15 protein-coding genes and 1 pseudogene are annotated in these 24,241 nt (G+C 66.2%); 11 read left to right on the forward strand and 5 right to left on the reverse strand.

Features of this window, described 5'->3' with window-relative positions:
* Positions 1 to 643 (reverse strand): annotated as a pseudogene (locus HMPREF2787_RS11450) (transposase); the annotation flags it as partial.
* A 129-nt stretch (positions 644 to 772) separates the two neighbouring features.
* Here HMPREF2787_RS11450 and HMPREF2787_RS09665 point away from each other — a divergent pair.
* From HMPREF2787_RS09665 to HMPREF2787_RS09715, 11 genes are all read left to right on the forward strand, one after another.
* Complete coding sequence (locus HMPREF2787_RS09665; protein ID WP_246819564.1) at positions 773 to 1,354, forward strand: ECF transporter S component; 582 nt, start codon at positions 773 to 775, stop codon at positions 1,352 to 1,354.
* Between the two features lie 107 nt (positions 1,355 to 1,461).
* Positions 1,462 to 3,663 (forward strand): ATP-binding cassette domain-containing protein, encoded by a 2,202-nt coding sequence (locus tag HMPREF2787_RS09670; RefSeq protein WP_246824295.1) that lies wholly within the window; start codon positions 1,462 to 1,464, stop codon positions 3,661 to 3,663.
* Positions 3,664 to 3,826: 163 nt separating this feature from the next.
* On the forward strand, positions 3,827 to 5,599 hold the full coding sequence (locus HMPREF2787_RS09675; RefSeq protein WP_016423217.1) for an AMP-binding protein: 1,773 nt from the start codon (positions 3,827 to 3,829) through the stop codon (positions 5,597 to 5,599).
* A 10-nt stretch (positions 5,600 to 5,609) separates the two neighbouring features.
* Entirely contained in the window at positions 5,610 to 11,942 is a 6,333-nt protein-coding gene (locus HMPREF2787_RS09680; RefSeq protein WP_070859166.1) for a non-ribosomal peptide synthetase, read from the forward strand.
* Positions 11,935 to 13,113: a saccharopine dehydrogenase family protein gene (locus HMPREF2787_RS09685; protein ID WP_246824296.1), complete on the forward strand. Its 1,179-nt coding sequence runs from the start codon at positions 11,935 to 11,937 to the stop codon at positions 13,111 to 13,113. Before HMPREF2787_RS09680 ends, HMPREF2787_RS09685 begins: the two co-directional genes overlap by 8 nt.
* On the forward strand, positions 13,110 to 14,153 hold the full coding sequence (locus tag HMPREF2787_RS09690) for an ABC transporter ATP-binding protein (RefSeq protein WP_048733943.1): 1,044 nt from the start codon (positions 13,110 to 13,112) through the stop codon (positions 14,151 to 14,153). The genes HMPREF2787_RS09685 and HMPREF2787_RS09690 overlap by 4 nt, the downstream gene beginning before the upstream one ends.
* Entirely contained in the window at positions 14,150 to 14,902 is a 753-nt protein-coding gene (locus HMPREF2787_RS09695) for an ABC transporter permease (RefSeq protein WP_016423213.1), read from the forward strand. The genes HMPREF2787_RS09690 and HMPREF2787_RS09695 overlap by 4 nt, the downstream gene beginning before the upstream one ends.
* Positions 14,899 to 15,636: an ABC transporter permease gene (locus HMPREF2787_RS09700; protein WP_048733945.1), complete on the forward strand. Its 738-nt coding sequence runs from the start codon at positions 14,899 to 14,901 to the stop codon at positions 15,634 to 15,636. The genes HMPREF2787_RS09695 and HMPREF2787_RS09700 overlap by 4 nt, the downstream gene beginning before the upstream one ends.
* Positions 15,637 to 15,742: 106 nt before the next feature.
* Positions 15,743 to 16,426, forward strand: coding sequence for an SAM-dependent methyltransferase (locus HMPREF2787_RS09705; protein WP_070859144.1), 684 nt, complete (start codon positions 15,743 to 15,745; stop codon positions 16,424 to 16,426).
* On the forward strand, positions 16,423 to 18,201 hold the full coding sequence (locus HMPREF2787_RS09710) for an ABC transporter ATP-binding protein (protein WP_070859145.1): 1,779 nt from the start codon (positions 16,423 to 16,425) through the stop codon (positions 18,199 to 18,201). Before HMPREF2787_RS09705 ends, HMPREF2787_RS09710 begins: the two co-directional genes overlap by 4 nt.
* Entirely contained in the window at positions 18,198 to 19,931 is a 1,734-nt protein-coding gene (locus tag HMPREF2787_RS09715) for an ABC transporter ATP-binding protein (RefSeq protein ID WP_070549402.1), read from the forward strand. Before HMPREF2787_RS09710 ends, HMPREF2787_RS09715 begins: the two co-directional genes overlap by 4 nt.
* Positions 19,932 to 20,109: 178 nt before the next feature.
* Here HMPREF2787_RS09715 and pth read toward each other — a convergent pair whose 3' ends face one another.
* The 4 genes from pth to glmU all read right to left on the reverse strand — a co-directional run bounded on the left by pth (position 20,110) and on the right by glmU (position 24,214).
* On the reverse strand, positions 20,110 to 20,718 hold the full coding sequence (pth, locus tag HMPREF2787_RS09720; RefSeq protein ID WP_049172234.1) for an aminoacyl-tRNA hydrolase: 609 nt from the start codon (positions 20,716 to 20,718) through the stop codon (positions 20,110 to 20,112).
* Positions 20,719 to 20,843: 125 nt separating this feature from the next.
* The gene (locus tag HMPREF2787_RS09725; protein ID WP_049172236.1) at positions 20,844 to 21,488 is read right to left on the reverse strand and encodes a 50S ribosomal protein L25/general stress protein Ctc; all 645 of its coding nucleotides are present in this window, start codon (positions 21,486 to 21,488) and stop codon (positions 20,844 to 20,846) included.
* Positions 21,489 to 21,738: 250 nt separating this feature from the next.
* The gene (locus HMPREF2787_RS09730) at positions 21,739 to 22,716 is read right to left on the reverse strand and encodes a ribose-phosphate diphosphokinase (RefSeq protein ID WP_016423206.1); all 978 of its coding nucleotides are present in this window, start codon (positions 22,714 to 22,716) and stop codon (positions 21,739 to 21,741) included.
* 7 nt (positions 22,717 to 22,723) lie between these two features.
* The gene (gene glmU, locus HMPREF2787_RS09735) at positions 22,724 to 24,214 is read right to left on the reverse strand and encodes a bifunctional UDP-N-acetylglucosamine diphosphorylase/glucosamine-1-phosphate N-acetyltransferase GlmU (RefSeq protein ID WP_070859146.1); all 1,491 of its coding nucleotides are present in this window, start codon (positions 24,212 to 24,214) and stop codon (positions 22,724 to 22,726) included.
* Positions 24,215 to 24,241: the final 27 nt, after the last annotated feature.

A 24,241-nucleotide genomic window follows, 5' to 3' on the forward strand; every position in this document is an offset into this window, starting at 1 on the left:
GCAGTGCGACGCGATCCACGCCGATCGAAACAGCGCGTTTTTCAACTGTTTATTGCCGGCCCTGGTGGGAAACTCGCCGCGGACCGACGTACCCGACTGCCGGGTGGTCGGCGTAAGCGGCTAAGTGTGCGGCGTCGGCGAAGTCCTGGCAATCGCCGATGGACAACACGATGTTAGAGGCGGTCTTGATGCCTACGCCGGGCATCGACATCAAGACCTGGGCAAGAGGGAACGATTCGAGCATCTCCTCGACTTGTCCGGCAATCGTGTCGCGCTGTGCTTGAAGCGCTTTGATGTTCGCCGCCAGCTGGGGAATGACCAATTCTGCTGCCGCAGTGCCGGGTACCGTGACAGTTCGCTCGGCAAGGGCGGCGAAAATTGCGTCAACCAGGGCAGCAGGGTCCTTCTTGGCGCGGTTGCGCATCCACTTCAGGCCCCGGCCTCGACCTGCGGCGGCCAGTTTTGTCGGACCTTCGTAGTGGATGAGCGAGTCCAGCACCAGCGTGCGGGAGAGAATCTCGCCTGCAAAGACGCGCTCGAGTACGGGGCGAATCTCTGTGAGCACGCTGGGAAGGCGGTTTTTCGTTCGGGGGGGGGCGGGGGTAATTTCAGTAAATTGAGCCTGGCGTAATCCGATAAGCATTGCCTAACCTAATACTGTTTCAGGTGGTGTTCCCGATCGGGAATCGGCAACGGAAGCGAGGCGGCGACGATGAACGGAAAACGTGGATCGACCGGAGAACCCCTCTCCGGAGGGGGAGCCGGGGACGCGGTGGCGTCGCAGACGGATGACGGGCGGTTGGTGCACGTCGCACCGGTCGCAGCTGGTGGCCGACCATCCATCCGCGACATGCTCGTCGCCGCCGCGATCGGCGTCGCGGGGTCTCTCATCATCGTGCCCCTGACCTACCTGCAGGTGTTCGCCGGCATCGCCCACGTTTATCTCGTCGCGGCGACGCTCGGGTTGTGGTTCCTGCAGTGCGTTGTTCCCCTCATCGTCGTCCGCAAGCCTGGCGCGAGCCTTATCGCGTGCCTTGCCATGGGCGTCGTGTCCGCGGCGACCACCCCGTTCGGCGTCGCCGCAATCGGGGCGCTGACTATGGAAGGATTGCTCATCGAGCTTCCGTTCATGGTCACCCTGTACCGGCGGTGGACGCGTCCCCAGTTCGTGGCGTCGGCGATGTTGTTCTCCGCGCTGATGGGAACGATGGCCCCGCGCGCAGTCGGCGTCGACTCGCCGACCACGCCCATGACCCTGATTAGCTTCGCCGTAGCCTTGGCATCGAGCCTGGTGTTTTTGGTCCTGGGCTTTGCCGTCGCAAAGGGGCTTCGCAGCCGCGGAGTCACCCGGTGACCGGCGGAGCACCCGCGTGCGCCGGTGCGACACGCGGGACGGCCCCGGCCCGGTTACGGGTTAGTGGCGCGGGCGTCCGGCACGCCGATGGGCGATGGGCACCCGACATGGTGGATCTCTCCTTCGATTTCGGCACGATTAACGCCATCACGGGACCCGTGGGATGCGGAAAGACGAGCCTGGCCCACCTCATCGCTGGACTGATCCCCTCGCACATCCCCATCGACCATGCCGGATTCGTGCACATCGTCGATGCCGACGGCACCGAACGCCCCGTGGACGGGGACCGGGTCACCTTCGTCGGGCAAGACCCGTCGACGCAGGTGCTCACGCTCCGAGTCGTCGATGACGTGTCGATGGCCCTCGAGTTTTCCCTCGTGGAAGCCGGCATCGTCGCCAAGCAATCAGCCGAGGCCCTATCGGAGCTCGGGCTGTCAGAGCTCGCGGAGAAGGATCCGTGGGCTTTGTCGGGTGGGCAACGCCAGCGGATGGCCATCGCCGGTGCTGTGGCCAGGGCGCCGGAGGTCATGATCTTCGACGAGCCCGCGGCCCACGTTGACGAGGACGGTCGTCGGTCGCTGTTCGCCGCCATCCGTGATTTGCGGGCCCCGGGGCGCGTTATCCTGCTCATCGAGCACGACCTCCGCCCGTTCGACGGGTGGGTCGACACGGTGACAATCCTCGATGCGGACGGGAGCGTCGCCGCGCACGGAGCACCGGAGGGCATCGCGGTGAAGGGCATTGCGACGTCGGCCGCGCCCGCCGGAGCGCCGGACGCCAGTACGCCGGGCACGGGGGCACCGGACCGTCCCGATTTGGAATCGGAGGCGGATGCCGTTCCACTGCTGGCCTTGACCGGAACCCACGTGGCCCGAGGCGGGGAGAGGATTCTGGACGGGGCCGATCTGACACTGGAACGGGGCGAGATTCATGCCCTAGTCGGCGCCAACGGAGCCGGTAAGTCCACCTTGCTGGCGGTGCTGTCAGGCCAGATGAAGGCGGGAGCGAGCTTCCGGATCGACGGCGCGTCTGCCCGGCGCGTCCCCGACGCCTTCGCGTCGTGGGCGTTCCAGAACCCCGAGCACCAGTTCACCCGCGCGACCGTCGCCGCGGAAATCGACTCCGCGCTGGCCGGCACGGACCCGCACGGACCACTCGGCGCCGATGAGCTGCGGAAACTGCGGGAAGCCCTGTGCCCCAGGGCACTTGACCCCGTCTCGCCGTTCGTCCTGTCGGGCGGACAGAAAAGACGGTTGGGCATCTTCCTGGCGGTGGCGGCCAATCGCCGTTTGCTGCTTCTCGACGAGCCGTTGGCGCACCTGGATTCGCCGAGCTCGCGCATCGTACTGGATGCGCTAGCGGAATACGCCGGGGCCGGCGGAACCGTTGTGTTCACGTGCCACGACCGCCGTGTCGCGCGAACGTGGGCAGATAGGGCGAGCATCGTCGCCGAAGGGAAGGTCGCCTGGTCCGGTCCCGCAGCCGACCTGCCGGCTTCCCCGGAGTCATCCCGGCGGGATCGCCCACTGCCCGCGGCCGGCGCACGGACGTCCTTGGACGAAAGCCCCGGGACCAGTGAATCCGCCGCTCGAAGGCGCGCGGGGTTGAACGCCATCACGATTGTCGCGGCGGTGATGTTCGTCCTCGTCGCCGCGCTGCTCTCCGGCGGAGACGCCGTTCTCGCCCTGACGGTGGTCGCGTTCCTCGCACTCGCTGCGATCGCGGAACGCGACGTTCGGGCGACGGCGGGGAAGGTCCTTCTTGTCCTGTTAATCGGGGTGTTCTTCGGCCTGCTCGGGTGGCGCTCCGAGTTCTACGGAGGTGGGGATGCGTCGGAAGCCGTCCGCCACGGCATCCATCACGGACTGCTGTTGATGGCCGTGTTCGCGGGGACGGTCCTGGTCTCCGCGTGCATGCGCGTCGAGGAGCTTTTCGACGCCATGGTGCAACGCCTCCGGGTGCCCTACACATGGTGCACCATAGCGATTTCCGGGGTGAGCATCGCAGCGTTCCTGCGCAGTGAAATCCCCCAGCTGACATGGGCGATTAGATTGCGCTCGATGCGACCGGAGCAGTCTTTCCGCTCCGGTTTCATTCGCGCGACGACGCCCGCGCGCATCGCTTTCCCGTTGTTCGTCAGCGCCGTGCGCTGCGCCGAAAAGCTGTCCCTGACCCTGGCGATGCGCAACTTCGGCCTCTATCCGCGGCGTACCTTCCGCACCGATCACCCCTGGCGAGTGCGTGACGGGTTCGCGGCCGCAGCGTCCGCCGCGGTCTTCGTCGCCGCCCTGGTGTCTGCAGTGACTTGACGGGCGCCTGGAACCGGCGGGTGAGCATTTCCGGGCTTGTGCGGAGACGCGCCCCACCCAGTTGCTTCACCCTTTCAACCCTTCAGACACATCCTCCGGGTCACGCCATGCGGGCCCGGTCCGCCCGGCACCGGCATGGCGCCGACAACCGAAAGAGGTACCAATGAACACGATCCGGACCATCAGCGACGTGCTTCGGGACAAGGCCGATGAGACGAAAAAGGGGATCACCTTCGTCGAGAATCGGCGGGACGTCTTCGTCCCGTATGGCCGGGTCCATGCGGAGGCGGTGGCGGCTGCGACTCGGTTGGCCGAAGCCGGCATCGGCCCCGGCGATCGCGTGATCTTCCAGGTTTCGGAGAACCGCGGGCTCATCCGGGCGTTCTGGGGCTGCGTCTACGCCGGCGCGGTTCCGGCGCTTGCGCCGCCGGTGTCGGGCCCGGTTGACGTCGACAGGGTGCGGACGCTCTCGGACATGATGCCCGGGGCCCCGATCCTGGTCGACGAACGCAGTTACACGCTGCTCACCGGCGCAAACGGTGCCGTGGTCGTGGGCGAGGATCGGCTGCTCGACGTGTCCATCGTCAATGACGCTGCCGCGGAACCGGATGCGGCGATGCCGGGTGATGCTGAATCGGACTTCTCTCAGGCGGGTGACGTGGATTCCGGGGATGGCGCCGGGGCGGTCCCCGCGTTCCCGGTGCGAGGTGGGACGGCAGGCGAAGCCCTCATCCAGTTTTCGTCCGGCTCCACGGGATCGCCAAAGGGCGTCATCGTAACCAACGAGTCCGTGCTGAACGGTCTGCGCGCGACGATCCCACGCCACGCGCACCGGTACGAGAACAAGATGCTCACGTGGCTGCCTTTGACCCACAACCTTTCGCTGATCGGCTTCCACGTCTACGCCCTTTTTCGTGGGTACGACCAGGTGTTGCTGCCGGTTTCCGAGGTGGTCGCCGATCCCCCGAGGTGGTTCGAGGCCGTGACCAGGCACCGGCCGACGGTGACAGTGTGCCCGAACTTCGCGTTCAAGCATTTCCTGCGCCATCTCGAGCGCCGGCCCCTCGGGGATGACCACGGTTACGACTTCTCCAACGTCCAGAAGCTGATGAGCGGTTCTGAGCCCATCGACGCTCCATTGGCCCGGAAGTTCCTCGCGGCGATGTCCGCCATGGGTCTCCGGGAGGATGCCCTGACCTCCGCCTACGGAATGTCCGAAGCTTGCCTGCTGGTCACGACCCGGGACATCTACTCGGGTCTGTCCACGGTGCGACTTGACCGGACGGGCATCGCCACGGGGCAGCGTTTCGAGGACATCGAGAGCGAGTCCGGAGCTGAGTTCGTCGCCTTGGGCAAGGCCGTCCCGGGGATTTCCTTGACCATCCGCGATGACGGGGGCGGGGTCCTCGGCGACGGCACCGTCGGTGAAATCCACATCGCCGGCGCTCCGATGACCCGCGCCGCGATCACAGCAGAGGGGATCGTGGAGCACGAGCTCACCGATGATGGGGCGTTCGCAACGGGGGACATGGGCATTCTCCGCGACGGCGAGTTGTTCGTCCTCGGCCGGAAGAAGGACATCATCTTCGTCAACGGCCGGAATTACTATTCGGCTGATTTGGAAGCCGTGCTGGAGAATGTGCTTGACCGCGATGTTGCCGTTCTCGGCCGGAGCAACCCAGCCACGGGCGAAGAGGAGATCGCCGTGTTCTTGGCCAGGCGGACCCCGACCGATCGTAAGGCCGACGATGCGACCGGTGCCGGGCAATCGGACGGGGATGAACCTCCGATCGATGAACAGGCGGTGGCCCGGTCCGCGACGACCGAGCTGATGCGCGTCGCCGGGGTGCCCGTCTCCAGGGTTCTGTGGGTCGACGAGCTGCCCGTCGCGTCGAACGGCAAGAAGCTCCGCCGCAAGCTCGAGGCTCTGCTCTGAGGCGATGACGATGACCAATGAAACGATCGCGCCGGCCGTCGCATCTACCGCCGTGGGAAGAGCCCGCACCGGGGCCCGAGTCGCCCCCGAACGGCTGTCGGAGTCCATCGCCGACGCCATCGGCGTGCACCTGGATTCGGCGGACGTGAAACTCCGCGACCACATCCCGAACTCCCTGACTTTCCTCCAGATGCTGCTGGCGCTGGAGGACGAGTACGGGGTCACCATCGATTACGCGGCGATGGACCCCGGGGTCACGGTCGCTGATTTGGCGGCCGTCATCGACGCCGCCCGGGGTGGCGCTGATGCCGGATCTGCCGCAGGCGCCGCTGCCGGGGCCGATCCCGCTGTAGCGACGGGTGAGTCGGATGACGGCTGTGCCGGCAAAAATGGGGCTGGTTCCGCGGATGCGGTCCCGCTCAATCCAATCCAGACCGCCTACCTGCTCGGCGCGGACGAGGACATCGAGCTTGGCGGCCAAGCGACGTACATCTACGCGGAATCCCGGCACGACTATTCGTTGCCGCAGGTGGAGGAGGCCGTGCGGGCGGTCTTCGGGCGTCACGACGTGCTGTTCCATCGGCTCGACGTCGATGCCGGGGTCTTGAGCCCGACCGGCGCGTGCCTCGCCACCGTCGAGGTAGTCGGGTCCGGCGACGATATCGACGCGGCGGTGGGGGAGATCCGTCGGGACATGCGAACCGCGGCGCGATCGTCGAACGAGGACGGTCCCATGGTCGCCGCGAGGCTGCTCGCAGATGCGGGCGGGTGCAGGATGTTCATCTACTTCAACATGATCGTCATGGATGCGGGTTCGGTGTACCTATTCTTCGACGAGCTCGAATCCCTGCTGGCCGGGGAGCCGCCGGCTCCGGCTTCCAGATATGGGGATGCCCTGGCGGCAATCTCTGCGCGCCGGCGCGACGAGAAACGGGCCGAGGACCTCGCCTACTGGGAGAAGAAGGCCGCAGATCTGCCGCGGCGTCCGGAGTTCCCGGCGGCCGTGGGGGGTGGCGACGATTGGTCGACCCGGCGCTTGGGCACGGTGCTTGACGCGGAGGTCACCGCCAAGCTCAGCGAACGTGCCCACCGCATTGGAGTTACCCTGTCGTCGCTGGTGATGGCCGTCAACGCCGCCGTCGTCTGCAGGTGGCTGCCCGAATCCGCGTTGACGGTCAACGTGACTGTCAGCGAACGCAGCGGCCTCGCCGCGGGCACGAGGGTGATGGGAGATTTCACTTCATCGATGCTTGTCGGCGTCGACGCCGGGAGAGCCGCGACCATCGACGGGTTGGCGGAGGCGATCGACCTGGACATCCGCGAAGGGCTGTCCCACCGCTGCGTTTCCGGTGTGGAGGTGCTACAGCGATTCCTCCGGGACGCGGCCAATCAGTCCCAGGCCACCGCTCCGGTGGTGTTCACCAGCTACCTCGGCGGCGAGCGGGGAAGCGGGCGCAGCCCGGTCATCGAATGCATCTACACGCAAACCGCGCAGGTGTGCCTCGACATCCAGGTGATGCCGGCATCGGGCGGGATGGCGTTGTCGTGGGACGTGGTCGACGATTACTTCCCTGCGGTAGATGCGATGTTCGGAGCCGTTGCGGAGGCCCTGGACGTGGTGGCGGACGGGGGAGAGGCTCTGCCCATCCGTCATGCGGAGACGGAGGGGGCCGTCGCCCGCTACAACGACGCTGCGGGCCCGATCCACGATGACACCCTGGTTTCGCTTGTCGAAGCCGCATGCGCGGCGACTCCGGATGCGCCGGCCGTGCGCCTCGCCGCCCGGGGCATCTCGTACACCTACGCCGAGGTCTGGGCCAGGGCCGGACGCATCGCCCGCCAACTCTCGGATTCCGGCGTCGGGGCGGGGGATGCGGTGATCGTGCGCTACACCAAGCATCCCGACGACATCGTCAACATGGTCGGCGCATTGCGTGCGGGAGCCGCATTCGTGCCTGTCGACGCGGGCATGCCGGCCCAGCGACAAGAATACGTAGTGGAAGCCTCAGGTGCGGCGGGCCCGATTCTGGACACCGGCGTGATCGATGAACTGGACCAAAGCGGAGTAGAGGGCGTCGGCAAGCCCGCAGCCGCGGAAGTCTGCGACCGCGCGGGCAGCGCGGGTGCGCACTCTTCGCCCGGCACTGCCCCTGACGACCTTGCCTACGTCATCTTCACCTCGGGGACCACGGGCCGGCCAAAGGGTGTGCGGATCAGTCATCGCAACTGTATCAACACCATCCTCGACGTGAACCGGCGGTATGGGGTCACCTCCGCTGATTGCATTATCGGATTGTCGTCGCTGGGATTCGACCTGTCGGTCTACGACGTGTTCGGTGCGTTCGCGGCAGGAGCGACGGTGACGATGGTCGGAGACGAACGCAACGCCGATGAAATCCTCGACGTCTTGCGGGAAGAGCGGGTCACGCTGTGGAACTCCGCGCCCGCCCTGTTGGAGCTCGCCCTGGTCCGGGCGACGGACGACGACGTGTTCCCGGATGTGCGCACCGTATTGCTCAGCGGCGATCGCATCGCAGCGGGGCTTCCGGCGCGCGCCATGGACATGTTCCCGAACGCGTCGATCAATAGCCTGGGCGGTGCGACCGAAGGAAGCATTTGGTCCATCCAGTACCCGCTGCAACGCGACAGCCTGGAAAACCGCATTCCCTACGGGTACCCGCTGGCGAACCAGGGCATCCACGTGCTCGCTCCCGACGGGGTGCATTGCCCCGTCGGGGTGCCGGGGGAAATCCACATCAGCGGCCTCGGCGTCGCGCAGGGGTATGCGGCCGATCCGGAGCGGACCGCTGCCGCCTTCGGGTATGTCCCAGGCATCGGTCGCTGCTACCGGACCGGAGACGTGGGCATGTTCAACGCGGAGGGTTTTGTGGAATTTCTCGGCCGCCGCGATCGTCAGGTGAAAATCGCGGGCTTCCGCGTCGAACTCGGAGAAATCGAATCGGTCCTCGAGCGGTCCGGCCTGGTGACCGCGTCGATGGCGGCGGTCGTCGAATCGGGCGATCGGGGACTACTGGCGTGCCTCTACGTTCCGGTGGACGATATGACCGGCTCGCGGGATGCCGTCCGGGCCGAGCTTGCCCGATGCTTGCCAGCGTACATGGTACCGACGGTCCTGCTGCCGGTGGCGCACCTGCCCGTTACCGTCAACGGGAAACTGGACCAGGAGGAAATTCGTAGGCACGTCGGCGCCGCGGGCGGCGGGGCAACGGCCGATGGCGAGGTCGCCGGGGCGGGGGCCGGAGCCGTGGGCTCGGCTGGTTCCGTCGCCGACCCCGGGGCGATCGAGTTGGTGTCCGGAGTCTTCGACGAGATTCTCGGGGAAGCCCCGTCGACGGGTGCCGCGGATTCGGCGTGCGGCGCGGGAGAGTCCTTCTTCCGCCGCGGCGGCGATTCCCTGCAATTCCAGGTTATGATTCGCGCAATCCGGCAGAAGACGGGAGTCCGGCTCCGTTTCCGCGACGTCATCGTCGACCCGACCATCGCGCACATCGCCGGCCTTGTATCGGAGGCCATGCGGGAATCCGGGGCCGAGTCTGAAGCCGTCGCCGAGGCAGTGCCTTCCCCCGATTGTGCCGTCGGTGCCGGTTCAGCCGCAGGAGGCGCCCGAGAATGCTCCGCGAGTGCCCACGGAAAGGATCCGGTGGAACAATTCGGGGATGACCCCCACGCGCCGTTCCCCTTGACTGACATGCAGAAGGCCTACTACGTTGGCCGGAACTCTGGGTTCGAGCTGGGCGGCGTCACCGAGCACTACTACATCGAATCCGTCACCGAACCCGGCACCGACATCGATCGCCTGGAAGACGCCCTCGACAAGCTAATCCGCAGGCATCCGATGCTGCGCGTCGTGTTCACCGCACAAGCCACGCAGCGGATCCTGCCGGAGGTTCCGCGCTACCGTATTGATGTCGCCGACTACCGGACCGCCGATGAGGCGACCGTGGTCGAGGCGGTGCGGCGCAAGCGCGATGAGCTGAGCCACCAGGTATTCGATCTGGGCAGCTGGCCCTTGTTCCATCTGTCGGCGTTCGCGCTCCCGGACGGGCGGCACCGCCTGTTCTTCAGCGTGGACATGATCATCGGAGACGGGGCGAGCCAGCGGATTTTCATCGACGACCTGGACAAGCTGTACCGAGGAACGGAGCTTCCGCCCGTCACTGGCGACTACCGCACGTACGTCTTGGAGATGAAGCGTCGGGAAGCTTCGGCGGTCGGGCGGGGCGAAGAGACGTTGACTCGGACGGTGGTCGAGGAATTCCCGCCCGGCAACACCCTTCCATCAAGCGGTGCGGCCGCGGACGTGGATGTGCCGCGGATGCGTCGCCTGTCGTACACGTTCACCGCTGAGGAAACCGCACTGTTGCGGGAAAGGGCCAGCGCCGCCGACGGCAGCGTGTCCGCACTGCTTCTCGCCTGCTATGCGACGAGCCTGTCGCTGTGGTCGAGGGGGGATTCGGTCGGTATCAACATCACCACGTACAACCGTGATTCCGAAATCGCCGACGTCGCCGGCGTCTTCGGTGATTTCACCGGCGTCATTCTGATGCCTGTAAAAGCGGCCGCCGACCATGATCTCCGTTGGTGGACGGCGGAACTGCGCAACCGGCTGCTCGGGCACATGGCGGCCGGGTACTCCGGGGTGTCGTTGCTCGGCACCATCGCGCGCCACCGGGGTCTGCCCGTCGGACAGGCCATAGCGCCGTTCGTGTACACCTCGTTGCTGTTCGGCGAGGGGGCCGCGGCAGGCGATGGCTCGGGCAAGGATGCCCACGTCCTGGGAGACGTCGATTACGCCATCTCCCAGACTCCGCAGGTGCTGTTGGACAACCAGGTGATGGAGGTCGACGGGCGTATCAACGTCGCCTGGGATTTCGTCGAGCAGATCCTGAAACCGGAACTGGTGGAGGACATCTTCGACCATTACATCAGGTCGGTGTCGGGTTTCGCCGGGGGCTGCTCCGAAGCGGCGCCGCTGAGCGTCGGCCAGGTTCGGCACCTGCGCCTGGCGGTCGGGGGCACTTCTTCCGGCGGTGGGGTGATTGACGACGGCGTCGCGGGCGTGTTATCGGCAGAGCGCGACAGGGCGGGCGCGATCTCGAGGATCGCATCCGGGGACCTGATGGGCCGAGTTCGCGGATACCTGACGGTCATCACTGGGATAGTCCGGGCCGACCTCGGCGGCGCCGAAGCCGGCGCGGACGACGACCTGTTCCTCCTCGGCTACGACTCCCTGGGATTCGTGAAACTGATGCAGCGGATCCAGGACATCACCGGGGCGTCGGTGCCGCTCGCGGAAGCGCTGGCCAAGCCGACGCCACGTGGCGTGGCAGAGCTCGTCGGCCAGTCGACGACCACGCCGACCGACCGGCGGGACGCGGATGATCCCGGCGCGTCGGCCGCGGACCGTTCGCTGGTCCTATTGCGCAGCGGTGATGAGGCGCGCCCGATCTTCCTCGTCCACGGCGGATTCGGCACCGTCGACATCTACCGAGACCTGGCACTCGCGATCCCCGGTGGCGGGCAGGTGTGGGGCGTCGGCTTCGCGGAGTTCGAGAGACCATTCCCCCACGCTATCGGCATCGGCGATATCGCGGCCCACTATTCGGGCCGGGTCCGCGAGGTGCTCGTCGACGGTGCCGCCCCTGCGATCGTTGGATGGAGCCTCGGCGGCACCATCGCGGCCGAGATGGCGCTCCGTTTGGCCGATCTCGATCCTGCGCTGGTGTTTCTCGACAGCCTGGCTCCGGGGATCGCGGTCGACGTCGGGGATTTCGACGCGGAATCCGAAAAGGGGCTGCTGTCCCGGGTGATGCCCTCGATCGCCGATCTCCCGCACGGAACGCCGGTTGCCCGCCTCTGGGCGGAGTTCGGCGGGGTCGACGAGACCGATGAGGAACGAGGGGCCCGCCTGCGTGCCCTGGCCGCAGCGGTCGCACCGACGCTCCTGGAGGACCTTGGGCTTTCCGGCGACCGGGTGACAGCGACGGAGTTCAACTCGCTGCGCTCGCTCATCGATGCCCGCACCCGGTACCGGCCCGAGGGGCGGGTGAGGGAGGCGCTGTTCGTTTTCCCCGATGACGGCGAGGCTCACAACCACGACCAGTGGCGGGACCACCTCGTCGATGACCTCTGCGTCGCCGGCGTCGCGGGAAACCACTATTCGTTCGTCCTCGGAGAGGATGCCGCGCTGACTGGGGCTCTCATCGGGGAGTACATCGAACACCGGCGCCGGGCGCCGGAAACGGACGACAGGGCAGTGGACCCGTCGTCCGATGGAATCGACCGGTCGCGGGACCGGGGAAACGAGATGGAAAGTGACTGATCGACGAAACGGCGGGGAAGCACGGGACCGCGACGCGGGCGAACCTGTGAAAGTGCTGGTGGCCGGAGGTACCGGCGTCACCGGACGGCTCGTCCGGGGGATGCTCGGCGCCGTCGACGGGATCGAGCTGGCCTACACTTCCCGAAAGAAACCGGACGATGGCCCGGGGCGGCACTTCCCGCTGAGGATCGCCGCCGGCCACAACGAGATCTGCAGGGTATTCCGCAAACACGATTGGGTGGTCAACTGCACCGGCCCGTTCGAGGTGCACGCAGACTCACTCGCCCGTGCGTGCATTGACTCAGGCACCGGATACATCGACGTCAACGATTCGATCGACGCCCGCCGCGCAATCATGGCCCTCGACGGGGATGCCCGGCGGGAGGGGGTTCCCGTGCTCACCGGGTTCGGCCTGTGCCCGGGCTTGTCGACGGCACTGTTGATTCTCGGGGCCCGCGCTGCGGGGGTCGAAGAGGTCCGCGATGTGCGGGTCGATCTGAGAATCGGCGCCGACCAGGAATCCGGGGCCGCGTCGGTCGAGTCGATGTTCCGGACCATTCGCGGCGGATACCGCGCGATGCTCGGCGGCGCCATTGTCGAAGTGCGGCGCAACCCGGTGTCGTCGCAAAGCGGAATCGGCTACGAATGCCCGGACGTCGACGTCGTACGCGAGGTGTGCCCCTCGATCCGTGGATATTCCTACCACGTCGCCTTCGATGCCCTCCCCGATGCGTTGGTGGAGAAGATCTGCACGTCGAGACTGTACGCGATGCCCGTTGTCTCCGGTCTGCTCGCCCGTCTCGGGGCGGCCGTGACATCGCGGAAGGCGCGGGCGAAGGGCACTCCGCAACCCGCCGAGCTGGTCGTCGCACTGTCGTCCGTCGGCGCGGGCGATGCGGGGCCGTCGGCCGAGACGACCGTCGTCCGGGCGACCGGCCCGGGTTCCTACAAAATGACCGCGGCGATTGCTGCCGCCACCGTTGTGGCGGTGGCGGGGAAGCCGGTCACGCCGGGGTGCCGGGATCTCGTCGGCCACCCCCGGCTCCTCGAACCGGTCCTCGCCTTCGCCCGCGATGCGGGCATCCATATCGAGGTGCCGCATGACAACCCGACCACGGGGCCGCTGCCGACAGCGGCCCACTGCGATTCCAAAGAAAAGGGGAAACGATGACGGATCAAGCTGAACGAGGTGCGGCGATCGTCGTCCGCAACCTCACGAAGAGCTACCCGATTGCGGGCAAAGCGGGCACCGCGCCCGAAGGCGGGGCAGGTGCCCCGCCGGACGGCGGGCGCAAGGGAAAGCGCGGTGCCCGGATGCGCAAGCATGTGCTCGACGGCGTGAGTTTCACCGTGCCCGCCGGGGCGATTGTGTCGTTCCTCGGCCACAACGGCGCAGGCAAGACCACTCTCATCCGAATCCTGTCGACGCTCATCACCGCAGACTCCGGCGAGGTGAGCATCTTCTCGCGCGATGTGAAAGAGGATCCGGTGGGCGTGCGCGCCGACATTGCCACCACCGGCCAATTCGCGGCGATTGACGAGAACCTCACCGGCCGGGAGAATCTGGAGTTCTTCGGGCGGCTGCGCGGACTCGACCGCGCCGACGCGGCCGCCCGCGCGACGGAACTACTCGCGCAATTCTCGCTCGCAGACAGTGCCTCGACGTTGGTGTCGGCCTATTCGGGTGGCATGCGGCGGCGCCTCGACATCGCCGCGTCGCTGTGCGTCGTGCCCAGGCTGCTGTTCCTCGACGAACCCACGACGGGGTTGGACCCGGTCAGCCGCGAAGAGCTGTGGGGCTTCATCCGGCAGCTGCGGGACGACGGAATGACCCTGGTGCTGACCACCCAGTACCTGGAAGAGGCGGAGGCGCTGGCAGACCACGTCCATCTGCTCAAGGACCGCCGCATCGTCGCCAGCGGAACGCCGGAGGAATTGCGCCGCGACTTCGGGTCGCACGTGCTCCGCGTGTCCTTCGCCACCGCCGCCGGGGCGGAGGCATTCGCCCGCTGCCTCGGGGGAACGTGCCTGGACCGCGCCCGCGTCGCGGGGAAGTCGGTGTCCCTCGACGTCGACCCCGGGCCACGGATCCTCGAGGCGGTGGCGCGGGCGATGGAGGCCTCGGAAGCGTTGCCGGATTCGCTGAGCGTGTCGCCGCCCACCCTCAACGAGGTGTTCATATCGATGAACGCAGGGGGTGCGGCGCGATGAGTGCGACGTCGGTCGCGGCGTTTCTCCGTCGGGATCTGCTGCTGTTGCGACGCAACACCGCGTCGCTGATCTCCATGTTCGTAGTTCCGCCCCTCTTCCTGCTGTGCCTGTACGCGGTGTTTGGGTACTCGGCGGGGCAATCCGGCTTCGGGTACCTGCGTTTCGTGCTCGGCGGCTGCCTGTTCCAGGCGGCGATGTTCACCGCCGCGGCGTCGGCGATGGCGGTGGGACAGGACGTCGAATCCGGGCTTGTTGACCGCGTGCGCGTGTTGCCCGGGGCCACAGGCGGCTATGTCGCCGGCAGGCTCGCCACCGATTTGCTGCGGATGTCCGCGTCGATCGCGGCGCTGCTGGTCGTCGCGTGGGCCTGTGGACTCGACATGGCTGTCGGTGACGTCGCGTGGACTGTCCTGTGGTCGCTGCTCGCCGCGGCGGTCCTGTCCCTGGTCACGGACGGGGTGATCCTGATGGTGCCCGCCCCGGTGTCGACGGCCTCATCGATCCAGGCGCTGGAAATGCTGCTGCTTATGTTCTCCACCGCGTTCATTCCGGCGACCGCTTTGGACGGCTCCCTGCGCGACGTCGTACGTCACATGCCGTTTTCGCCGATGATCGAGGTGATCAGGGCGGCGTCCCCGGACGCCTTCCCGGATAGCGCCGGGGAAGAGGCAGCCCTGTGGCTCGGCGTCGCGGTGGTCGCCGGAATCGTCCTGTTCATCCGCCGGTTCACCTCGAGGAGCGAATCATGATCGACGCCGTCTCCGTGCATCTGCGGCGCATCGTCCACATTTGGCTGCGGCGCTCCGACTTCTGGTTCATGACGTTCATTGCTCCGCTCGTGTACCTGTTCATCGTCAACCGCATGTTCGGTGGCCTGGTCAGGCAGCTCACCGGAGAGTTCGAACTCCGGAACGCGGTCATCCTGGTCGTGACGGCGTGGGCGTTCATCCTGGCCATCACGGGATCGTCCACCGTGTTCGTTGAACGCAGCAATGGCTTCCACGAGCGGTTAATCACCATGCCGTCACCGTACGCGGCCGTGCCGGCCGCACGGATTATTGCCGAGTTCATCCGGATCATGGCGATGACGGTCGTCGTCGCGGCGGTGGCCGCCTTGCTGTCCGACGGCCTCCCGGAGGTGTCCTGGTGGTGGAGGATCGCGGTGACCGGCGCGATGGTTGCCGCGGCGGCCGCATGCACCGGCACGTACATCGCGTTCTCCATCACCAGCCCCCAGGGTTCCGTGGCTCTCATCCCGTTAATCATCGTTGCGATGTTCGTCAACACGGTGCTCATGCCCGCCGACCACTTCCGTCCTCTCCTGCGCGGAATCGCCGGGCACACCCCCGTATCCGCGGCCGGCGAGGCCGTCAACGGCACCGGGGCTGCGGGTCTGGTGGTCTGCGCGGCCTGGTTCTTAGGCATCGCCGTGCTCGCGGCGTGGGGCATCGCCGTGAAAATCAGGCCGGGGGAGTCTGCATGACGGGCACGTCCACGGGGGCGGCGCCGCCGATGACGGCCCGCGAACCCGAGCACCTAACCCGAAACCGCCGCGTGGACGCGGCCCACACACCCGGAGACAGAACCAGATGAAGTCGATTGCCCAGATCGTCCAGAACAACCGCAGACTCCTCGCGGCCTACGAGGACAAGGTCCAGCCGAGGTTCCTCAGCCGCTATGCGCGTGAACCGATGGACGCCGCCGCCGTGTATCGGAAGCTCCGTGCGCTGGATCCCGGGCCGGATGCGCCAGCCCGGGTTCTCGACCTCGGTTGCGGAACCGGGTGGCTCGCTCGCATGCTTGCCGCCGAGCCTCGCTATCGCAGGGCGAACATCGTCGGCTACGACCTGTCGCCCAATGCGATCCGCATCGCCCGCGAACGCGCCGCCGTCGAAGGGCTCGGGGCCCGGACGGAATTCCACGTCGCCGACGTCCTCGCGCCGCTCGCGGGAGAGACCGGCGGGGCCGATGAAATCTGGGTGTGCGGCGCGCTCCACCAAATGAAGGATGCGGGTGCCGCGCTCGGCAGGGTCGCCGGGCTGCTCGCCGACGACGGCATCGCTTACGTGCAGACGTTAGCCGAGGATCCCGACGTGTACGAGCGGGTCGACATGGCCATCATGGCGAAGATGGGCCACCGGGTGTTCCGGGACAGCGAGCTCGAGGACCTCGCCGAAGCCAACGGGCTGAAGCTGGGCGGAGCCTCACGCGCCGGCATGGTGTACTTCTGCACTCTCACGAAGAAAAGCACGATCGGGGAGGCGGGCAAGTGAGCGCCGTGGACGGGACCGTAAGCCCGTGGTCGCTGCTCGCCCCGATCCGGACCCGGATGCGTGCGGTGGTCGCGTTATCCGTCCTGTCGTCGGTGGCTACCGTCGCTTCGCTGGTCGGCATCATCGACATCGCGATGACGTACCCGGAGGCCCCGGAGCATCGGACGTGGTTGGCCGTGGCTGTCATCGTCGTCGCCGCAACGGTGCGCATGGCCGCGGACGGCGCCGCCGGCATGCTCTCGCACCGGGCGGATAACGACCTGCAGCTCCACCTCCGGCGCCAGCTGGTCGCCCAAATCCGGAAGTTGCCGCTGGGCTGGCTGGACGCCCGGCGCTCGTCGGGAATCATCGGGTCGGTTGAGAAGGACGTCGCGGCTGTCCACCAGCTCATGGGCCACACCGTCGGTGAGACCGTGGTGGCGGTGCTGGTTCCCCTGCTTTCCCTCATCGCGCTCGTCGCGGTGGATTGGCGGATCGCGGCGGTGGCGGTCGTCCCGGTGCTGGTCACCTTCGCCCTGATGGGTGTGATGATTTCGCGCGGAGCCGGTCTTCAGCGCGACTACGAGCGAGCCTCCGAAGGAGTGACGGCCGCGGTCATCGAGTTGGTGCGAGGTATCTCAGTGATGAAGTCCTTCGGACGCGCCAACCAGGGCGCGGGTCGCTACGATGCCGCGGCGCTGTCGTTCGTCCGTGCGTGGTCTGCCTGGTCCCGGCAGTCGAACATCTATCTCGGGGTCATCGACGTGGTGACGTCCCCGATCACAGTCCTCGCAGTGGTGTGCGGGGCCGGCCTCGCTCTGAGGGACGCCGCGGGCGGCCTACCGGAGGGGCTCGTCGCCGGGCTGGTTCTCGGCCTTGGACTCTCCGCGGCGATCGTGCGGGTGGCCATGAACTCCGAACCCATCATCGCGGGGATCGCTGCCCTGAAGTCCATCGCGGATGTGCTGGGCACGCCGCCGATCGTCGAGCCCGCCGATCCGGTGCCCGCGCGCGGAGGCGCGCTCGAGGCCCGGAACCTGGTCTTCTCCTACGGCGATGGGCCGCGGGTCCTCGACGGGATGTCCGCGACGTTTGAACCGGGGACCCTCACTGCGCTGGTGGGGTCCTCCGGTTCCGGAAAGTCCACCGTCGCCCGGCTGTTGGCGCGTTTCTACGACCCCGTTGAAGGCTCGGTGCTGCTGGGCGGCGCCGATCTTCGCGACATCGCCGTGCGTGACGTGCACCGCTCGGTGTCGGTGGTGTTCCAAGATCCGCAGTTGCTCACGCTGCCGTTGCGGGAGAACATCCGGCTGGCCAGGAGAGACGCCACCGACGGCGAAATCATGGCGGCCGCGAAGCTCGCGAACCTCGATGCGGTCATCGCGGCGCTGCCGAAGGGCCTGGATTCGGTGGTCAACGTCGACGTGACCTTTTCCGGTGGTGAGGCGCAGCGCGTGGCCATCGCGAGGTCGATCGTCACGGACGCGCCGGTGCTCATCTTCGACGAGGCAACCGCTTACGCGGATCCGGCTTCCGAGGCCCTCATCCAGTCCGCAATCGAGCGTTTGGCCCGTTCACGGACGGTGATTGTGATCGCGCACAGGTTGAGCACGATCCGCAACGCCGACCGCATCCTCGTTCTCGACGGGGGAGCGGTCGCGGAGGCGGGTACCCACGACGAGTTGCTTGCGCGCGGTGGCCGCTACCGGGATTTGTGGCGCGCGTTCGCGCTCGACGACGAACCATCCGCCCCGCGGGGCACTGAATTAGACGATGAAAAGGCGGGGAACCGATGATTCGGGACTTGTGGTCGATGACGGATCGGCGCTCGAGAATGACGCTGGCGTGGCTCATTGCGTTGGCCGCGCTTGCCGCGCTGGCTCACGGAGCGGCGTTCGTCGCGCTGCTGCCGCTGCTGTCGGCTCTGGCCGAGGGAGATGATGCGACGGCGTGGCGTTTCACCGGCGTCATCGCCGGCCTCGCGGCCGCCCATGCGGTGCTGTCTCTCGCCGCGGGGACGGTCGGCAGGGCGAATTCCGCAGCGGTGCTGTCGTCCCTGCTGCGTTCCCTGGGCGAACGCGTGCTGACGTTGCCACTCGGGTACGTCACCAAGTCCACGGCCGGCCGCTTTTCGGAGATGGCATCGTCGGGTATCGCGTTCGCGGCGTCCGTGCCGCACGTGATCCTGCGGCCTGTCATCGCCGCGGCGGTTGCGCCGACCGTCATCGCCTTCGGAATTCTGGCGGTGGATTGGCGCGTCGGTTTGGTTCTCGTCGCGTCGGCGCCGGTGATCTTCTTCGCCTACCGGGCCATTGGTCGGGTCGGCGGGGAGTCGGACGAAGCGCATGCTGACGCCGTCGCTGCCGTCTCCGGCAGGCTGATCGAGTTCACCCGCTGCCAGCAGGCGATTCGCGCCGCGGGCGACGGTTCGGCGGCGGACGCGATGGTGGATGAGGCAATCCGGGCCCAACACGATGCGTTCGCGAAGGCGACGTCGACGCAGGGGGCGGCCATCGGACGGCTGGGTTCGGTCGTCCATGCGGTGTTCACGGCGGCGGTGATAGTCGCCGTGGCAGTCGCCGCGACGGGCGGGATGGCGCCGGCGCATTTGGCGCCGATGCTCATCGTGGTCGTCCAGTTCACCGGACCGATCACCACGGCGGGAGCGTTGTCCGGCGGTTTCGGTGCGGGCCGCAACACGTTGGCTGCGTTGCGTGACCTGCGGGCAATCCCCGCCCTTCCCGAACCTGCCGCACCGGAGCTGCCCGACGGGCATGACGTGGAGTTCCGCGACGTGAGCTTCGGGTACGGGGATAAGAAGGTTCTCGACGGCGTCAGCTTCCGTGCACCTCAGGGAGCGCTGGTTGCCGTAGTGGGACCGTCGGGGGCGGGCAAGACGACGGTCATGCGGCTGCTGTCGCGTTTTCATGATCCGGACTCGGGGGAGGTCCTCATCGGCGGGGTGCCCTTGCCTCGGATCGGCACCGACGGCGTGAACTCGCTGGTGACCCCGGTGTTCCAGGAGACCTTCCTTTTCGACGCGTCCGTGCGGGACAACGTGGTCTTCGCCGATCCCGGATTCGGTTCCGAGCCCGGTGACGGGGACCGCTTGCGCGAGGCCGCCCGGCGTTCCGGGGTGGACCGCATCGTGGAGCTGCTGCCTTCCGGGTGGGATACCCCGGTGGGGGAGGAGGGGACGCTGCTGTCGGGAGGCGAGCGGCAGCGCCTCGCCATCGCCCGGGCGCTTCTGAAGGATTCCCCGGTGGTGCTTCTCGACGAGCCGACGTCCTCGCTGGATGCGGCCACGGAGCGGGCGATCGTCGGCACGATGGAGGCGTTGCGCGGCGATCGCACCGTGATTGTCGTCGCCCATCGCCTGCACACCGTTCGCGATGCCGACCTCATCGTCGTGCTTTCGGAGGACGGGACGGTCGCAGAACGGGGCACGCACGATGAATTGCTGGCGAAGGGCGGCCGCTACGCCGAGTCGTGGGCGTGCCGGACGGGGAGCTCCTCGGGCGCCTGATCCTCATCACCTGGTCGATGCCCTCACGGGCGCCCTGCCGCAGCTTCCCGAATCCTACCGCCAGGCGCTCGGTGTACAGAGCGAAAACGCCGACGAAAACGCCGAGCAGCACGAACACCGACGAGCTGTAAAGACTGAAGCTCCCGGGAACGAGAAAATAGCCCCCTTCCCGCTGCTGCTACCGCCCGTGAATCTGGTTCTGCGCAATCTCCAGCCCGTGGCTGGCGATTAGCTCCACCGCCTCCGCAGCAGTGGGCAGAGTGAAAGCGAGCTCCTCGCGTTCCTTAGCATTGAAGTTACGCAGCACGTAGTCCGCCGGATCTTGGCGGCCCGGAGGACGGCCAATGCCAATACGTACCCGCATGTAGTCCTTCGTGCCCAACGACTTCGTGGTCGAGCGCAGGCCATTGTGGCCATTCTCGCCCCCGCCGCGCTTGAGGCGCACCACGCCCGGGTCCAGGTCCAGCTCATCGTGGACTACCACGACGTCGGTAGGTGCGACGTTGAAGAACTTTGTCAGCGCCGCGACCGGTCCACCCGACAGGTTCATGTACGTCCGGGGCTTAGCCAGAATCACCTGCCGCTCGCCACCGTCGGAAGTCTTGAACCGAGTCTGGACTATCTCAGCATTCGACTTCTTGTGCACGCTAAACGACGACGGCATCGGAGAAGTGCGGCTGGCTAGTTCATCTAGCACCAGATGCCCGACGTTATGGCGGGTGAGTTCATATTTGGGCCCAGGGTTGCCGAGCCCCACGACAAGCAAAGGTGTGGTGGAGGCGTTCATGAGTTCAATCTTGGCACACAGCGCGCGGACTTCTGACTTCGGGGAGTTTCAGAAAAAAGAAAGGGACGGACAAAAGTCCGTCCCTTTCTTACGCAGCTGTGTTAGCTAAGCATGCGAGAGGTTAACTACTCAGCAGCCTCTTCCTCAGCTGGCTCATCCGGGGTCTCAGCCTCGCCCATGCCCTCGATATCGGCATCGACGTCACCAGCCGGCTCTTCCTCCGGCTCGACAATGTTGAAGATGAGCAGGTCAGCGTCGTCGGTGAGGACCAGGCCCTCCGGCAGGGTAACGTCGCCGGCGTGAACCATGGTGCCGACCTCTGCACCCTCGACGGAGACCTCGATCTCTTCCGGAATAGCCAGAACCGGTGCGTTGACCAGAATGGTCTCGGCATCCTGCATGAGCAGGGCGCCCGGAGCGAGCTCGCCAGTCGGAACGACCGGAACCTCAACCTCAACCTTCTCGTCACGGTGAATGGCGAGCAGGTCAGCGTGGTCGATGTCGAGGGTCAGCGGGTTCTGGTCAACAGCCTTGACCATGGACAGCTGGGACTCGCCCTCGATGTTGACGTCCAGAACAGCGTTGACACCGTGGTTACGGATGACAGCGTGGAAATCCAGAGTGTCAACGAGGATGTGCTTCGGGGCATCCAGGTCAGCGCCGTAGATGACAACCGGGATGTCGCCAGCAACGCGGGCACGGCGAGCGGCACCCTTGCCGAACTCGGTGCGGTTACGGGCATCAATCTTGATGATGTTGGGCTTTGCCATGAAAATGGACTCCTAAACGATTCGATATTGAGTCGTCGAGTCGAGCACGTGCCGCATCCATGCCACCGTGGGCGCAAAAGTTGGGCTGCGAGCGTCGCGTCGATAACGGCAACCACCTACTGTGGCCGCCCTCGCCGAGACTTACCGGAGAAATTGTAGTGGACTAACAGGTCAAACAGCAAACCCCGCCACCACCAGCAAAACTAGGTTGCTGGTCGCGGCGGGGTGCCCGTCGGCAAGCGGAAAGAACTTATGCCTGACCCTCGAAGAGGGTGGTGACGGAACCGTTTTCGAAGATCTCGTGGATCGTCTTAGCCAGCAGTGGTGCGATTGGCAGGACGGTCAGGTTGTCCCAGCCCTCGGTGGACTGCGGCAAGGTATCGGTGGTGATGACCTCGCGGGCACCGCACTTCGACAGGCGCTCGCGAGCTGGGTCGGAGAAGACGCCGTGCGTGGTAGCGATGATGACATCCTCAGCGCCAGCCTCACGCAGCACCTTGACAGCGCCGGCGATGGTGCCGCCGGTGTCAATCATGTCGTCGATGAGCAGACAGGTCTTACCGGAGACCTCGCCGACCACGCGGTTGGCGACAACCTGGTTTGCGACATCGACGGAACGGGTCTTGTGAATGAAGGCCAGCGGGGCGTCGCCCAGGGTGTTGGCCCACTTCTCGGAAACCTTCACACGGCCGGCGTCAGGGGAGACCACGACCAGGTTGTCCAGGGAGTAGTTCTTCTTGATGTACTCCGACAGAATCGGCATGGCGTGCATGTGATCGACCGGGCCGTCGAAGAAGCCCTGAATCTGGTCGGTGTGGAGGTCCACGGAGACGATGCGGTCAGCGCCGGCGGTCTTGAGCAGGTCAGCGACCAGGCGAGCGGAAATCGGCTCACGGCCACGGTGCTTCTTGTCCTGGCGGGCGTATGGGAAGAACGGCAGGATAGCGGTGATGCGCTTGGCCGAACCGCGCTTGAGCGCGTCAATCATAATCAGCTGCTCGATGAGCCACTTGTTCAGCGGTGCCGGGTGCGCCTGCAGTACGAAGGCATCGGAACCGCGGACGGATTCCTCGTAGCGCACGAAGATTTCACCGTTGGCAAAATCACGAGCGGTCATCGGAGTCAGCTCTGTGCCGAGCTCCTTGGCAACTGCCTCGCCCAATTCCGGGTGTGCCCTTCCGGAGAAGAGCATGAGGTTCTTTTGGTTATCGATCCACTGGCCGGTCATCTGCCGTCTAGCCTTCCTGGTCTTCCTTGTTGTTGTCAGCGTTGTCAGCTACCTGCGCCGCCTGCGCTGCCTCAGCAGCAGCGGTACCTGGACGCTTCCGCTCGACCCATCCCTCGATGTTGCGCTGACGGCCACCACTGACCGCCAATGCTCCCGGAGGAACGTCGTCCTTAATAACAGTACCTGCACCTGAGTACGCACCATCACCCACGGTCACCGGAGCGATGAACATGGTGTCGGAGCCGGTGCGAACATGCGAGCCGATAACAGTGCGGTGCTTGTTGACGCCGTCGTAGTTCACGAACACGCTGGAGGCACCAATGTTGGAGTGCTCGCCAATCTCCGCATCGCCGACGTAGGTCAGGTGCGGAACCTTCGAACCGTTTCCGATCTGCGCGTTCTTCGCCTCTACGAAGCCGCCGAGCTTCGCGCCGACACCGAGTTTGGTGTTCGGGCGAATGTAGGTGAACGGTCCGACCGCCGCATCCTCGCCGATCTCCGAATCGGAACCGTGTGTACGTACGACGCTGGCGCGCTTGCCGACGACCATGTTGGTCAGTGTCGTGTCCGGTCCCACGGTGGCCCCGTCGCCAATCACGGTCTTGCCGTGCAGCTGCGTGCCCGGCAGAATCGTGACGTCGCGGCCGATTTCCACCTCAACGTCAATCCACGTGGTGTCCGGATCGACGATAGTGGCGCCCCCGCGCATAGCTGCCTCGCAGGTGCGACGGTTGAGCTCACGGCCAAGGGTAGCCAGCTGGACGCGGTCATTGACACCGGCGACGACGGTGGCATCGGCGAGGCGGTGACCGCGCACTGAGCGGTCGGCCTCACGGGCGATGCCAATGACATCGGTGAGGTAGAGTTCGCCCTGGGCATTGTTGGTGTCCAGCTGCTTGAGAGCGTTTGCCAGGGTCTCGGCATCGAATGCGTAGACACCGGAGTTGACCTCGGTGATCTCGCGTTCCTCGTCGGAGGCATCCTTTTCCTCCACGATGCGCAGAACTTCGCCGTCGGCGTTGCGAACGATGCGGCCGTAGCCGTGCGGGTTGTCAGCAGTGGAGGTCAGCACAGTCACGGCAGCGCGTGGCTTGCGGTTGTGCTCTTCGAGCAGTGCCTGGAGCGCTTCGGAATCCAGCAGCGGAACATCGGAAGTGGTTACCAGGATGGTGCCATCGAAGTTCTGCAGCTCGGGGTGCTCCAGCGCGCACTGAACAGCGTGGCCGGTACCGTTTTGCTCGTCCTGGTGGGCAATGACGACACCGTTGGAGTGCTCGGTATCCGAAGCCCAAGTCCCGATGGCGTCGATTACCTTTTCGCGCTGGTGGCCAACGACAACAGCAATCTCATCCGGATTAATGCCCTTGGCGGCATAGAGCGCGTGCTCCAACATGGTACGACCGCCGATAGCGTGCAGCATTTTCGGCGTATCGGATTTCATTCGGGTGCCTTGACCCGCGGCGAGAATGACCACAGCGGTGGCCGAACCGTTTGACATGAAACTTGCTACTCCTCGGTCAGGGTG

This window comes from Corynebacterium sp. HMSC061H03, from assembly GCF_001838215.1.
GTDB lineage: Bacteria > Actinomycetota > Actinomycetes > Mycobacteriales > Mycobacteriaceae > Corynebacterium > Corynebacterium jeikeium_D.

What these genes read in the sequence shown, in the direction of transcription:
- HMPREF2787_RS09670 (WP_246824295.1), top strand. Translation starts at nt 1,462, where the DNA reads ATGGTGGATCTCTCCTTCGATTTCGGCACGATTAACGCCATCACGGGA.
- HMPREF2787_RS09675 (WP_016423217.1), top strand. Translation starts at nt 3,827, where the DNA reads ATGAACACGATCCGGACCATCAGCGACGTGCTTCGGGACAAGGCCGAT.
- HMPREF2787_RS09680 (WP_070859166.1), top strand. Translation starts at nt 5,610, where the DNA reads ATGACCAATGAAACGATCGCGCCGGCCGTCGCATCTACCGCCGTGGGA.
- HMPREF2787_RS09690 (WP_048733943.1), top strand. Translation starts at nt 13,110, where the DNA reads ATGACGGATCAAGCTGAACGAGGTGCGGCGATCGTCGTCCGCAACCTC.
- HMPREF2787_RS09695 (WP_016423213.1), top strand. Translation starts at nt 14,150, where the DNA reads ATGAGTGCGACGTCGGTCGCGGCGTTTCTCCGTCGGGATCTGCTGCTG.
- HMPREF2787_RS09700 (WP_048733945.1), top strand. Translation starts at nt 14,899, where the DNA reads ATGATCGACGCCGTCTCCGTGCATCTGCGGCGCATCGTCCACATTTGG.
- HMPREF2787_RS09705 (WP_070859144.1), top strand. Translation starts at nt 15,743, where the DNA reads ATGAAGTCGATTGCCCAGATCGTCCAGAACAACCGCAGACTCCTCGCG.
- HMPREF2787_RS09715 (WP_070549402.1), top strand. Translation starts at nt 18,198, where the DNA reads ATGATTCGGGACTTGTGGTCGATGACGGATCGGCGCTCGAGAATGACG.
- pth (WP_049172234.1), bottom strand. Translation starts at nt 20,718, where the DNA reads ATGAACGCCTCCACCACACCTTTGCTTGTCGTGGGGCTCGGCAACCCT.
- HMPREF2787_RS09725 (WP_049172236.1), bottom strand. Translation starts at nt 21,488, where the DNA reads ATGGCAAAGCCCAACATCATCAAGATTGATGCCCGTAACCGCACCGAG.
- HMPREF2787_RS09730 (WP_016423206.1), bottom strand. Translation starts at nt 22,716, where the DNA reads ATGACCGGCCAGTGGATCGATAACCAAAAGAACCTCATGCTCTTCTCC.
- glmU (WP_070859146.1), bottom strand. Translation starts at nt 24,214, where the DNA reads ATGTCAAACGGTTCGGCCACCGCTGTGGTCATTCTCGCCGCGGGTCAA.